The following is a 12,930-nucleotide window of genomic DNA, read 5'->3' as shown; positions in this document are numbered from 1 at the left end:
CGGTGAGTGCTCTGAGACGGTCACTCAAGTCCAAAGCGCTTTGGGCATGGTGAGTCGTGTCGGTCCGAAGCGCCATATACCGGGAGGAATTCATGACCAAACATCTGATGCTTGGCATCGCGGCGCTGGCGCTGTCGGCGGGGCTCGCCTCGGCGCAGGAGCTCACGTTCAAACCGGGGAGCGAGCCCGATCGCTTCGACTGGGCCAGTTATGATCAATTCGCCAAGGACAACGACCTGAGCGGCAAGACGCTCACCATCACGGGCCCGTGGACGGGTGGCGACAAGAAGCTGTTCGAAAGCGTTCTGGCCTATTTCGAGGCCGCGACCGGCGCGAAGGTCGACTATTCGGGCTCGGAAAGCTTCGAGCAGGATATCGTGATCGCGGCAAAAGGCGGCACGCCCCCGAATATCGCGGTCTTCCCGCAGCCCGGTCTCGCCTCCGATCTGGCCAAGCAGGGCTACCTGACCCCGATGCCCGAAGGCACGGGCGCCTGGATCAAGGACAATTACGCCGCGGGTCAGAGCTGGGAGGATCTCTCGACCTATGCCGGCAAGGATGGCATGAAACAGACCTTCACCTTTCCCTTCAAGGCGGACCTGAAATCGCTGGTCTGGTATGTGCCCGAGAACTTCAAGGAAGCGGGCTACAAGGTGCCTGAGACCATGGAGGAGCTCAAGGCGCTGACCGAGCAGATCAAGGCCGATGGCGGTACGCCCTGGTGCATCGGGCTTGGCTCGGGGGCGGCGACCGGCTGGCCCGCGACCGACTGGGTCGAAGATATCATGCTGCGCACCCAGTCGCCGCAGACCTATGACGACTGGGTCTCGAACACGCTCAAGTTCAACGATCCCAGAGTCGTCGATGCGATCAAGGACTACGGCTGGTTCGCCAAGACCCCGGGTTTCGCCGAAGGGGGCGAGCAGGCGGTGGCCACGACCGATTTCCGCGATAGCCCAAAGGGGCTCTTCGACTTCCCGCCGAAATGCTACATGCACAAGCAGGCGAGCTTCATCCCGACCTTCTTCCCCGAAGGCACCAAGGTGGGCTCGGACGTGAATTTCTTCTATTTCCCGGCCTATGAGGGCAAGGATCTCGGCAAGCCGGTGCTCGGCGCGGGCACGATGTTCGGCATCACCAAGGACAGCAAGGCCGCAGAGGCCTTCATCAAGTTCCTCGAGACCCCGATCGCATCCGAGATCTGGATGGCACAGTCGGGCTTCCTTACGCCGAACAAGAACGTCAACCTCGCGGCCTTCGCCAATGACGTTCAGCGTAACATGAACAAGATCCTGCTGGATGCGACCACCTTCCGCTTCGACGGTTCCGACCAGATGCCGGGCGAGATCGGAACGGATGCGTTCTGGAAGGCTATGGTGGCCTACACCACCGGCGACGAGACCGCGCAGGAAGCGGCCGACGCGGTCCAGAAGCGCTGGGACAGCATCGAGAAGTAAGACAGGTCGCGCCCCCGGACGCCATGTCCCGGGGGCGCGCTCTTGCGTAAACGGTTCGGGGAGGGGCCAGATGTCACCGATCTTGCAAGGGATCATCACGATCGCGCTCGGGGTTGGCGGCTGCATCGCCTATTTCTACGCCTCCAACCTCGTGCTCGACAAAGTCATCTTCCCGCCGCGCGGAGCCGATCCGGGCCGCAACATCAACCGTGCGAATATGGTGCGCCCCTGGTTGTTCCTGTTTCCCGCGATCGCGGCGCTGGGGCTCTATCTCGCCTATCCGGTGGTCGGCTCGTTCTGGCGCTCGCTCTTCAATCGCAACGGGACGGAGTTCATCGGGCTGGGCAATTACCAGAAGCTCGCCGCTGATGACACGTTCCGGCAGGCGGTCTTCAACAACTTCCTGTGGGTGCTGGTGGTACCGGCGCTGGCCACCTTCTTCGGGCTGATGGCGGCCCAGCTCACCGACCGGATCAAATGGGGCAATATCGCGAAATCGCTTATCTTCATGCCGATGGCGATTTCCTTCGTGGGCGCCTCGCTGATCTGGAAATTCGTCTATGCGAACAATCCCCAGATCGGTTTGATCAACGCGATCCGTGACGCCTTCCATCTCCAGCCGCTCGATCCCTTGCAGATCCCGTTTTGGAATAACTTCTTCCTGATGGTGATCCTGATCTGGATCCAGACCGGGTTTGCGATGGTGATCCTCTCTGCAGCGTTGCGCGGCATTCCCGAGGAAACGGTCGAGGCGGCGGTGCTGGACGGGGCGAACCCGTTCCAGCTGTTCTTCAAGATCAAGGTGCCGCAGATCATGCCGACGATCGTGGTTGTCTGGACGACGATCACCATTCTCGTGCTGAAGGTCTTCGATATCGTCTACGCGACGACGGGCGGGAATTTCGGCACGCAGATCCTGCCGAGCTACATGATGAGCTACATGTTCCGCGATGACGGGCGGGCCACGGCGGTGGCCTTCGTGATCATGATCATCGTGCTGCCGGTGATGATCTGGAACATCATTCAGGCCCGAAAGGAGATGCGCTGATGGCTTCCATCGCGGGACAGAAATCGCGCCTGACCTGGGCGGTTCATATCTCGGTCGCTCTCATGGTCGTGCTCTGGCTGATCCCGACGGTGGGTCTGCTGGTGAGCTCCTTTCGCACCACCGATCAGATCAGCCAGTCGGGCTGGTGGGAGTCGGCCTTCCCGGTCGAAAAGGCCTTCCGCGACCGGATCCCGGGCGAGGGCGAGGCTCAGGCGGACGGGGCCTACGTTCTCAGCGGCAACCTGCTGACGGATGGCCAGAATGCAAGGGATCTGAAGCCGGGGGCGAAAATCGTGGCCTTCGGGACCTCGGGCATCAAGCCGGGCGCCTACAAGGCGGGAGAGACGGCGCAGACCGAGGCGGGCACGATGACGGTGAACGCCGATGGCGCCTATGAGGTGACGTCGAGCACGAGCTTCGAGGGCTCCGGTCCGCGCGTCTATTTCGTGGCCGACATGCCGCCGGCCTTCACCCTTTCCAATTACAGGCAGGTTCTGTCCTCGGACGGGATGGGGCAGGCCTTTCTCAATACGCTCACGGTGACGATCCCGGCCACGATCATCCCGATCCTCGTTGCAGCCTTCGCGGCCTATGCGCTGGCCTGGATGGAATTTCCCGGGCGCGGGCTTTTGATCGCGGCGGTCGTGGGGCTGCTGGTGGTGCCGCTGCAGCTGGCGCTCGTGCCGCTTTTGCGGCTCCATCAGGATGTGGGAATCGGGCAGAGTTTCGTGGGCATCTGGCTTGCCCACACCGGGTTCGGCCTTCCGCTCGCGATCTATCTGTTGCGCAATTACATGGTGGGTCTGCCGCGCGACATCATCGAGAGCGCAAAGGTCGACGGGGCCACGGATTTCCAGATTTTCATGAAGATCGTGCTGCCTTTGTCATTCCCGGCGCTCGCTTCTTTTGCAATCTTCCAATTCCTGTGGGTCTGGAACGATCTTCTTGTCGCCAAGGTGTTCCTGCCGGCCAACGATCAGACCAAGGTGATGACAGTGAAGATCGCCGACGACCTGCTGGGGTCTCGCGGAGGGGACTGGGGCATTCTGGCTGGCGCCGCCTTCGTGTCGATCGCGGTTCCGCTCGGGGTCTTCTTTGCAATGCAGAAATATCTCGTCCGCGGTCTGCTGGCGGGTTCGGTTAAAGGTGGTTGATGAATTCTCTCACGAAGACAGAAGAATGGTGGCGCGGAGCGGTGATCTACCAGATCTATCCGCGTAGTTTCCAAGACAGCAACAATGATGGGGTGGGCGATCTGCTGGGGATCGTCCGGCGGCTGCCGCATGTGGCCTCGCTGGGCGCGGATGCGGTCTGGATCTCGCCGTTCTTCACCTCTCCGATGAAGGATTTTGGCTATGACGTGGCCGATTACTGCGATGTCGACCCGCTTTTCGGCAATCTCGCCGATTTCGACCAGGTGATCGCGACGGCCCATGCGCTGGGGCTGAAAGTGATGATCGACCTCGTGCTGTCGCATACCTCGGACCAGCACCCCTGGTTCCAGGAGAGCCGGTCGAGCCGCGACAACCCCAAGGCCGACTGGTATGTCTGGGCCGACCCCAAACCCGACGGCACGCCGCCCAACAACTGGCTGTCGATCTTCGGCGGTCCGGGCTGGCACTGGGATGGCCGGCGCGAGCAATATTACATGCACAACTTCCTTGTCTCGCAGCCCGACCTGAACTTCCACAACCCCGAAGTGCAGCAGGAGCTGTTGAACGTCGCGAAGTTCTGGCTGGAGCGAGGCGTCGATGGGTTCCGCCTCGACACGATCAATTTCTACATGCACGACAAGGAGTTGCGTGACAATCCTCCGCTGCCGCCCGAGGAGCGCAACGACCAGACCGCCCCCAAGGTGAACCCCTACAATCACCAGCGCCATATCTACGACAAGAACAACCCCGAGAACCTGCGTTTCCTGCGCAAGCTGCGCACGTTGATGAACAATTACAACGCAGCCGCCGTGGGTGAGGTGGGCGACAGCCAACGCGGGCTGGAGATCCTCGGCGAATACACTTCGGGCAGCGACAAGATGCAGATGTCCTACGCCTTCGAGCTTCTGTCCGGGCACGCGCCGCTCGATGCACGCTATTTCAAGGCGGTGTTCGAGAAGGTCGATGAGGTGGCGAAGGATGGTTGGGTTTGCTGGGCCTATTCGAACCACGATGTCGAGCGCCATATCTCGCGCTGGCACCTGACACCTGCGGCCGCGCGGCTTTATACGACGCTGATGATGTGCCTGCGCGGCTCGCTCTGCCTCTATCAGGGCGAGGAGCTGGGCCTGCCCGAGGCCGAACTGGCCTTCGAGGATCTGCAAGACCCCTATGGCATCGAATTCTGGCCCGAGTTCAAGGGCCGCGACGGGTGCCGGACGCCGATGGTCTGGGAGCGCGACGCGGCCTATGGCGGCTTCTCGCAGGCGCGGCCCTGGCTTCCGGTGCCCTCGGTTCATCACAACATCGCCGCCGACGTGGCCGAACATGACCCCGCCTCGCTTTTGCATCACTACCGTCGCGCCATCGCGTTCCGGCGCAACCACGAGGTGCTGCGCAAGGGGGCGATGGAGGACATGTATTGTTCGGGGGATCTCTTCGTCTTCACCCGCAAGAACGAGGACGAGACGATCCTTTGCTATTTCAACCTGTCCGACCAGCCGGTGAATGCGACCGTGCCGCCGGGCAACTGGGTGACGATCGCGGGTGAGCTGGGCTCGATCCGTCCGATGCCCGATCACACGCTGCATCTGGGCCCGTGGCAGCCAAGCATTTTGCGCCTCGACGATCACGGGGCCTGAGGGGGGAAGATGGCCGATCTGAAACTGGAAAACATCGCGAAGAGCTATGGCGAGGTCTCTGTCCTCAAGGACATCAACCTCGACATCAAGGCAGGCGAGCTGATCGTCTTCGTCGGCCCTTCGGGCTGCGGGAAATCGACGCTTTTGCGGATGATCGCGGGGCTCGAGAAGATCTCGGGCGGCACGCTCGAGATCGACGGGGTGCGGATGAACGACGTGCCCCCCGCGAACCGCGGGATCGCGATGGTGTTCCAGTCCTATGCGCTTTATCCGCACATGACCGTGCGCGACAACATGGCCTTCGCGCTCAAGATCGCGAAGATGAGCAAGGAAGAGATCGACGCCGCCGTCGAGAAGGCCGCGAAGATGCTGCAGCTCGAACCCTATCTGGATCGTCTGCCCAAGGCGCTCTCGGGCGGACAGCGTCAGCGGGTCGCGATCGGGCGCGCCATCGTGCGCGACCCCAAGGTCTACCTGTTCGACGAACCGCTCTCGAACCTCGACGCGGCGCTGCGTGTGGCGACAAGGATCGAGATCGCCCAGCTCAAAGAGGCGATGCCCGACCGCACGATGATCTACGTGACCCACGATCAGGTCGAGGCGATGACGCTCGCAAGCCGCATCGTGGTGCTCGCCAACAAGGGGATCGCGCAGGTCGGCACGCCGCTTGACCTCTACGAACGCCCCGAAAACGAGTTCGTCGCGCAATTCATCGGCAGCCCCTCAATGAACCTGCTGCCGGGCGAGGTGGTGGAGACGGGCGAGGTGACCACGGTGAAGCTCGCGCGCGGCGGTGTTGCCAGATCCACGGTGCCCACGCGCCCCGAGGATATGGGGCTGAAGGTCAATATCGGCGTGCGTCCCGAGGATTTCGTGCCCGCCGAAGGCGAGGCGATCTATACCGGTCATGTCGATATCGTCGAGGCTCTGGGGGAGGTCACGCTGCTCTATTTCCAGCCCGAGGGCGATGCCGCGCCGGTGATCGCGAAGCTGCCGGGCATCCATCACGACCGCCGCCATTCGCAGCTCTCGCTCAGTGCGGATCCGGCGAAGGTGCATCTCTTTGCGGACGGGCGGTCGCTTCTCTACCGCTGACGGACGCAAACAAGACATCGTGCATCCCTCCCGCCGTTAGTTTGGGGTCGGAATTACGGGCGGAGGATGTCATGGCCGATTCGGAACAGGCAGAACGTGTGGGCCGTCGCGCCCGTGGTGGTGGCGGGGCAGCCCGCAGGGCCGAGCGCACGGCGGTGCGGGTGGAATTCGCGCGCTACATCACGCGCAACATCCCCGACATGGAGATCCTGAACGAGGAAGCGCTCCAGATCATCGAGCATAACGCGGAAACCGTGCTCGAGGAGATCGGCGTCAATTTCGTAGAGAACCCGGCGGCCCTCGACCTTTGGCGCGAGGCCGGCGCCGATATCGAGGGGGAGCGCGTGCGCATCCCGCGCGGCCTTGCCCGCAAGCTCTGCGCCACCGCGCCCTCGCAATTCACCCAGGCGGCCCGCAACCCCGAGCGCAATGTCGAGATCGGCGGGCGCAACCTCGTGCTCGCCCCGGTCTATGGCCCGCCCTTCGTGCGCGACAACCATGGCGGACGCCGCTACGCCACGATCACCGATTTCCGCAACTTCGTGAAACTCGGTCAGATGTCGAAATGGCTTCACCATTCGGGCGGGACCGTTTGCGAACCGACCGACGTGGCGGTGAACAAGCGCCATCTCGACATGCTCCACGCGCATATGACGCTGTCAGACAAGCCCTATATGGGCTCGGTCACCGAGCCCTCGCGCGCCGCCGACAGTGTCGAGATGTCGAAGATCCTCTTCGGCTCCGATTTCGTTGACCAGAACACGGTGATGACCTCGCTCATCAACATCAACTCGCCGCTGACATTCGATGCGACGATGATGGGGGCGCTGGAGGTCTATGCGCGCGCCAATCAGGCCTGCATCATCTCGCCCTTCATCGTGGGCGGCGCAATGGCGCCGGTCTCGGTCGCGGGCACGCTCACGCAGGTTCTGGCCGAGGTGCTGGCAGGCGTGGCCTATAGCCAGCTGATCCGTCCCGGCGCGCCTGTGATCTTCGGCGCCTTCGTGACCTCGATCGACATGAATTCGGGCGCACCCACCTTCGGCACGCCCGAAGCCTCGCTGATCACACTTGGCGCGGGCCAGCTCGCGCGGCGGCTCGGGCTGCCCTATCGCTCGGCGGGGGGCTTCACGGGCTCGAAACTGCCCGACGCGCAAGCCGCCTACGAGAGTGCGAACACGCTCAATAACGGGCTCTATGCGGGCGTGAACTTCATGCTCCATGCCTGCGGCTGGCTCGAAGGGGGCCTCGTCTCTTCCTACGAGAAATACGTGATGGATGCCGACCAGCTCGGCGTTCTTCACCGGCTCGCCCAGGGCGTCGATGTGACCGAGAACGGGCAGGCGATGGATGCGATCCGCGAGGTTGGTCCGGGCGGCCATTATCTCGGCTGCGCCCATACCCAGGCCAATTTCAAGGACGCCTTCTGGCGCACGAACCTGCTCGATTACCGGCCCTTCGAGACCTGGGAAGAGCAGGGCGGGCTCGATACGATGGCGCTGGCCGAGAAGCGCGTGGCGAAGATGCTGGGCGATTACCAGCCGCCCGCGCTCGATCCCGGCATCGCCGAGGCGCTCACCGACTATGTCGCGCGCAAGAAAGCGGCCGAGCCCGACGCCTTCATGTGAGGCCTGCGGGTCGCGCTTGCGCGCGATCTGCGTGCCAAGGCTTGTATCAAAGCGGCATTTGGGGCCAATTGGGGCGGAAATCACCCCGAGGACCCGATGTCGCGCCTGATCTACATCCTGAACGGCCCCAACCTGAACCTGCTGGGCAAGCGTCAGCCGGAGATCTACGGCTCTGACACGCTCGACGATGTCGAGCGTATCTGCAAGGCGGTGGCCACGCAGAAGGGCTTCGAGATCGCGCTTTTCCAGTCGAACCACGAGGGCACGATCGTCGATCAGATCCACGAGGCCCGCGAGAAGGCCTGCGCCATCGTCATCAATCCGGGCGCCTACACCCACACTTCGGTTGCGATCCTCGATGCGCTCAACGCCTTCGACGGGCCGGTTTTCGAGTGCCATATCTCGAACGTGCACAAGCGCGAGGCCTTCCGCCATCACTCCTATGTCTCGCTGCGTGCCGACGGGGTGCTCGCGGGCTTCGGAATCGAGGGCTATGCGCTGGCGACGCGCCGGATCTGCTCGCTGCTGGGCTGATCAGCCTTCGGAAATCCGGAAATCGCGCGTGATCCCTTGCGTCGCGCGCCCCCAGGCCGAGGCCTTGGTGCGCGCCTGATGCGCCTCGAAATCGTCCCGGCTCGCGAAACGTTCGTTCAGGTCCCAGACCATTGGATCATCGCCTTGCGTGACCTCGAAGAGCTCGCATCCGGGCTCCGCGCGCGTGAGCCGGATATGCTCGGGCAGGTAGTCTCGCACGATCTCGGCCTGAGCCTCAGTGGTACAGATCAGCCGACCGGTGAGCGAAAGGGCCATGTGCCATCTCCATGGAAATGGAAGCGCCGGGATGGAGGCCATCCCCGTGCGGCGCTTCGTGGAACAGGGTGAGCCTATGCGTGGCGCCCTCGTCCTGTCCAGAGCGCGGAGAGTGGAAAGCGCGCCCCCATAGCGCGCGCCGCAACGCTCCCGGAGCCCGTGTCGTCGCGTGCGTCAGAGGTCATACTCGCGCGGGTGGCGTTTCTCCCCCGCAAAACCCGCGCTTCGGCGCTTTTCATGCGCGCCGTCATCACCTTCGTAAGCCGTGTTTGCGGAAGGCCGACCGTCAAAATGGTGAACGGCTTGTTCGGCTTTGGTTCTATTGAGGCCAAGGGAGGGCAGGACTGACGCTCGAGCGAAATCACTTGGCTTTCATCGTGATCGCCAGGGGAAGCCCTGCGGGTCAGTCGCAATGAAACCTCGTGGCGAGATACGTCTTCGTGCTCGCGAACATCTCAGCCTTGCGCGAGAGCAGTGCACAGAATGTCGATCGCGCTTCGCGAGCGGCAGGTTTCTCGTCCAGGGATCAGGGGGCGCTGCCCCCTCGGCGCGTTCCGCGCCTCTCCCCCGAGATATTTATCTCAAGAAGAAGGGAGGAGGATTTTCACGCCTCGATCCACAAAGAGGCGGCGAGCCGGACAAGCTCGCCTTGGGCGGTCATCGGTGTCCCCGCCCGTACCGCCAGATCTCGCTATGCCCATTCCGGTTAAGACGTCGTTTCGCGCATTCGAATTGGCGAAAATATCCCGGGGGTGAATTTTCCTGAAAGGAAAAGAGGGGGCAGCGCCCCCTCTCTCATGTCATTCCCACTCGATCGTGCCCGGGGGCTTCGAGGTGATGTCATAGGTCACCCGGTTGATGCCCTTCACCTCGTTGATGATCCGCGTCGCGGTCTCGCCGAGGAACTCGTGGCTGAACGGGTAGTAATCGGCGGTCATGCCATCGACCGAGGTTACCGCGCGCAGCGCGCAGGCATAGTCATAGGTGCGCCCGTCGCCCATCACGCCGACGGTGCGGACGGGAAGGATGGCGACGAAGGCCTGCCAGATCTCGTCATAGAGCCCGTGCTTGCGGATCTGGTCGATATAGACCGCATCCGCCTTGCGCAGGATCTCGAGCTTGTCGCGGGTGATCTTTCCGGGGCAGCGAATGGCAAGGCCGGGCCCCGGGAAGGGGTGGCGGCCGATGAAGGAGGCCGGCAGGCCCAGCTCATGACCAAGCGCGCGCACTTCGTCCTTGAACAGCTCGCGCAGCGGCTCGACCAGCTTGAGACCCATCTTCTCGGGCAGGCCGCCCACATTGTGGTGCGACTTGATCGTGACCGAAGGGCCGCCCGAGAAGCTCACCGATTCAATGACATCGGGGTAGAGCGTGCCCTGAGCGAGGAATTCAGCGTCCTCGATCTGGTTGGCGTATTTCTGGAACACGTCGATGAAGAGACGACCGATCGTCTTGCGCTTGACCTCGGGGTCGGTGACGCCTTCCAGCTCGCCGAGGAACAGCTCGGACTCGTCGGCATGGATCAGCTTGATGTTGTAATGGTCGCGGAACATCGTGACCACTTCGTCGGCCTCGTTCATCCGCAGCAGGCCGTGATCGACGAAAACGCAGGTCAGCTGGTCGCCGATCGCCTCATGCAGCAATATCGCGGTGACCGAGCTGTCCACGCCGCCCGACAACCCGCAGATCACATGCGCGTCGCCGACCTGCTCGCGGATCGCGTCGATCGCCTGCTGGCGATAGCCCGCCATCGTCCAGTCACCGGTGAAGCCCGCGTCACGGATGAAATTCTCGTAGAGGGTCTTTCCGTTCGGCGTGTGATGCACTTCCGGGTGGAATTGCACCGCGTAGAACCGGCGGCTCAGATCGGCGGTGATCGCATAAGGCGCACCCGGCGAGGTCCCGAAGACCTCGAAGCCCGGTGCGAGCTTGCTGACATGGTCGCCATGGCTCATCCAGACCTGTTCGCGGCCCGTGCTATCCATGAACCAGCCATTGAGCAGATCGATCCGCGTCTCGGTCGGCGTCACATAGGCGCGGCCGAACTCGGCGGTGTGGCTTTGGCCGGCCTCCACCAACCCGCCCAGATCCTGCATCATCACCTGCTGGCCATAGCAGATCCCGAGGATCGGCACGCCCATCTCATAGGCGCTTTGCGGCGGACGCGGCGATCCCTCGCGCGTCACGCTGTCGGGCCCGCCCGAGAAGATGATCGCCTTCGGGGCGAACTCCTTGAGGAAGGCATCCGTCACGTTCTGATAGGGATGGATTTCGCAATAGACATTGAGCTCGCGAAGGCGACGCGCGATCAGCTGCGTGACCTGGGAGCCGAAGTCGATGATGAGGAGGCGCTGGTGCTGTGTCATGGCTTTGCCATTAGGGCCGGCGCGGCTTCTTGGCAAGAGGGCAGCAGGCCCCGAGCGCGCACTTGACCCCATACGGCCCATAATTAACCATCGTTAACGTGGGAAGCGGTCAAGGGGGAGGACAGATGTCCAAAGTCACGGCAAGTATCGTCGCATTCGTCCTGGCGGCGTCCATGGGAGCTGCGCAAACGGCTCCCGAACGAGATCGTTCCGCGGTCGGGGCCAGGGACGCGCTATTCCAGATCGCTCATCAGGCAGGCGTGATCCATGCGAAATGCTGCAAGCACTGCTCGAAGGGGAAGGCTTGCGGCGACAGTTGTATCAGCCGATCGAAAGCCTGTCACAAGGGGCCGGGCTGTGCCTGCGATTGATCGCGCCCCTTCGACTTAGACATAAATTTCCCGGGGGCAGCGCCCCCTCACGCGCCGGGGATCAGCGGGCGGATCTTGAGGCGGGTCAGCCGGTTGTCCTTGCGCGTCAGCACCTCGAAGCGGAAGCCATGGAAGGAGAAGACCTGACCTTCCGTCGGGATCGTCTGCGCCTCGTGGATCACCAGGCCCGCGATCGTGTTGGCCTCGTCATCGGGCAGGCTCCAGTCGGTCTCGCGGTTGAGATCGCGGATCGTCATCGAACCGTCGACTATGTAATCGCCGCTTTCGGTGGGCTTGAGGTTGCGCTCGGCCTTGGGGTCGAATTCATCGGTGATCTCGCCCACGATTTCCTCGAGGATGTCCTCGAGCGTCAGCAATCCGCGCAGGTCGCCATACTCGTCCACCACCAGTGCGAAATGGGTGCGACGCTTGAGGAATTCCTGCATCTGCTCGTCGAGAGGCGTCGTCTCGGGCACGAAATAGGGCTTCATCATCACCTTGGTGAGGTCGAGATCGGAGATGCTCTCGAGTGTGCCGTCGCCTCCGCGCATGACTTTTTCCACCGCGCGCAGCAGGTCTTTCGAATGGATCACGCCAACCACGTTCTCGCGCTCGCCGCGATAGAGGGGCAGGCGTGTATGGGGCGAGGAAAGCACCGCCGTGAGGATCGAATCCGGGTCCTGCTCGATATCGAGCATCTCGATCTGCGAGCGGTGCAGCATGATCTCCTCGACCGTGCGATTGCCCAGATCGAGCGCGCCCAGCAGGCGGTCTCGGTCTTCCTTGTCGACCGTTCCCTCGGACTGACCCAGCGCCAGTGCGCCCGCGATCTCCTCGTGGATCGAGAACATATGGGTGTTCTTGTCGGTGCGCATGCCGAAGGCATAAAGGATGCCGCGCACGATCATCCGCACCACAGCGACGATGGGGGCGAGCACGAAGGTCACGACGCGGATCGGACCGGCGACCTTGGCGGCGACTTTTTCGGGCAGGGTGATCGCGTAGGTCTTCGGCAGGACTTCGGAGAAGATCAGCACAAGGAGCGTCATCACCACCGTCGCGAGGGCCACGCCCGATTGCCCGAAGATCCGGGTCAGAAGCGCGGTGGCCAGCGCCGCCGAGAGGATGTTGACCACGTTATTGCCCAGCAGGATCGCACCGATCAGCCGCTCGCTGTCTTCGGTGACCTCCAGCGCGGTCTTCGCGCCCGTTTCGCCCTTGTCGGCCTGCGCACGCAGCTTGGCGCGGCTCGCGGCCGTCAGCGCGGTTTCAGAGCCCGAGAAGAAGGCCGAGAGCGCCAGAAGCAGAACGATCGCGCCGGCGGTGATCCAGAAGGCAATATCGAGAGTGTTTTCCATGGG

General features: G+C 62.8%; 10 protein-coding genes. 7 read left to right on the top strand and 3 right to left on the bottom strand.

The features are described 5' to 3' along the window. Window positions 1-92: 92 nt before the first annotated feature. The 7 genes from BMI90_RS07470 (at window position 93) to aroQ (ending at window position 8,556) form a co-directional block, all read left to right on the top strand. Entirely contained in the window at window positions 93-1,457 is a 1,365-nt protein-coding gene (locus tag BMI90_RS07470) for an ABC transporter substrate-binding protein (protein ID WP_078527760.1), read from the top strand. 70 nt (window positions 1,458-1,527) lie between these two features. Further along, complete coding sequence (locus BMI90_RS07465; protein ID WP_078527758.1) at window positions 1,528-2,505, top strand: sugar ABC transporter permease; 978 nt, start codon at window positions 1,528-1,530, stop codon at window positions 2,503-2,505. After that, complete coding sequence (locus BMI90_RS07460) at window positions 2,505-3,659, top strand: carbohydrate ABC transporter permease (RefSeq protein WP_078527755.1); 1,155 nt, start codon at window positions 2,505-2,507, stop codon at window positions 3,657-3,659. The genes BMI90_RS07465 and BMI90_RS07460 overlap by 1 nt, the downstream gene beginning before the upstream one ends. After that, entirely contained in the window at window positions 3,659-5,299 is a 1,641-nt protein-coding gene (locus tag BMI90_RS07455; protein ID WP_078527753.1) for an alpha-glucosidase, read from the top strand. The genes BMI90_RS07460 and BMI90_RS07455 overlap by 1 nt, the downstream gene beginning before the upstream one ends. A gap of 9 nt (window positions 5,300-5,308) precedes the next feature. Continuing rightward, a complete protein-coding gene (gene ugpC / locus BMI90_RS07450; RefSeq protein WP_078527751.1) occupies window positions 5,309-6,394 on the top strand; it encodes a sn-glycerol-3-phosphate ABC transporter ATP-binding protein UgpC in 1,086 nt (361 codons plus the stop codon). Window positions 6,395-6,465: 71 nt separating this feature from the next. Then, on the top strand, window positions 6,466-8,022 hold the full coding sequence (locus BMI90_RS07445) for a trimethylamine methyltransferase family protein (protein ID WP_078527749.1): 1,557 nt from the start codon (window positions 6,466-6,468) through the stop codon (window positions 8,020-8,022). 96 nt (window positions 8,023-8,118) lie between these two features. Continuing rightward, window positions 8,119-8,556, top strand: coding sequence for a type II 3-dehydroquinate dehydratase (gene aroQ, locus BMI90_RS07440; RefSeq protein WP_078527747.1), 438 nt, complete (start codon window positions 8,119-8,121; stop codon window positions 8,554-8,556). On the opposite strand, the gene BMI90_RS07435 is transcribed toward aroQ, so the two are convergent. The 3 genes from BMI90_RS07435 to BMI90_RS07425 all read right to left on the bottom strand — a co-directional run bounded on the left by BMI90_RS07435 (window position 8,557) and on the right by BMI90_RS07425 (window position 12,927). Continuing rightward, window positions 8,557-8,832, bottom strand: a complete 276-nt coding sequence (locus tag BMI90_RS07435; RefSeq protein WP_078527745.1) for an antibiotic biosynthesis monooxygenase — start codon at window positions 8,830-8,832, stop codon at window positions 8,557-8,559. It abuts the gene before it with no gap. A gap of 800 nt (window positions 8,833-9,632) precedes the next feature. Beyond that, window positions 9,633-11,198 carry a glutamine-hydrolyzing GMP synthase gene (gene guaA, locus BMI90_RS07430; RefSeq protein WP_078527743.1) on the bottom strand — a complete coding sequence of 522 codons (1,566 nt, stop codon included), beginning with the start codon at window positions 11,196-11,198 and terminating at the stop codon, window positions 9,633-9,635. A 418-nt stretch (window positions 11,199-11,616) separates the two neighbouring features. Further along, entirely contained in the window at window positions 11,617-12,927 is a 1,311-nt protein-coding gene (locus BMI90_RS07425) for an HlyC/CorC family transporter (protein ID WP_078527741.1), read from the bottom strand. Window positions 12,928-12,930 lie beyond the last annotated feature (3 nt).

The organism is Thioclava sp. L04-15 (assembly GCF_002020275.1).
GTDB lineage: Bacteria > Pseudomonadota > Alphaproteobacteria > Rhodobacterales > Rhodobacteraceae > Thioclava > Thioclava marina.
The sequence above is the reverse complement of the archived record's forward strand: the minus strand, read 5'-3'. Positions and strand labels throughout refer to the sequence as shown.

Bases quoted from the DNA above. Each gene is read 5' to 3' on its own strand.
- BMI90_RS07470 (WP_078527760.1), top strand. From the start codon at position 93: ATGACCAAACATCTGATGCTTGGCATCGCGGCGCTGGCGCTGTCGGCG.
- BMI90_RS07465 (WP_078527758.1), top strand. From the start codon at position 1,528: ATGTCACCGATCTTGCAAGGGATCATCACGATCGCGCTCGGGGTTGGC.
- BMI90_RS07460 (WP_078527755.1), top strand. From the start codon at position 2,505: ATGGCTTCCATCGCGGGACAGAAATCGCGCCTGACCTGGGCGGTTCAT.
- BMI90_RS07455 (WP_078527753.1), top strand. From the start codon at position 3,659: ATGAATTCTCTCACGAAGACAGAAGAATGGTGGCGCGGAGCGGTGATC.
- ugpC (WP_078527751.1), top strand. From the start codon at position 5,309: ATGGCCGATCTGAAACTGGAAAACATCGCGAAGAGCTATGGCGAGGTC.
- BMI90_RS07445 (WP_078527749.1), top strand. From the start codon at position 6,466: ATGGCCGATTCGGAACAGGCAGAACGTGTGGGCCGTCGCGCCCGTGGT.
- aroQ (WP_078527747.1), top strand. From the start codon at position 8,119: ATGTCGCGCCTGATCTACATCCTGAACGGCCCCAACCTGAACCTGCTG.
- BMI90_RS07435 (WP_078527745.1), bottom strand. From the start codon at position 8,832: ATGGCCCTTTCGCTCACCGGTCGGCTGATCTGTACCACTGAGGCTCAG.
- guaA (WP_078527743.1), bottom strand. From the start codon at position 11,198: ATGACACAGCACCAGCGCCTCCTCATCATCGACTTCGGCTCCCAGGTC.
- BMI90_RS07425 (WP_078527741.1), bottom strand. From the start codon at position 12,927: ATGGAAAACACTCTCGATATTGCCTTCTGGATCACCGCCGGCGCGATC.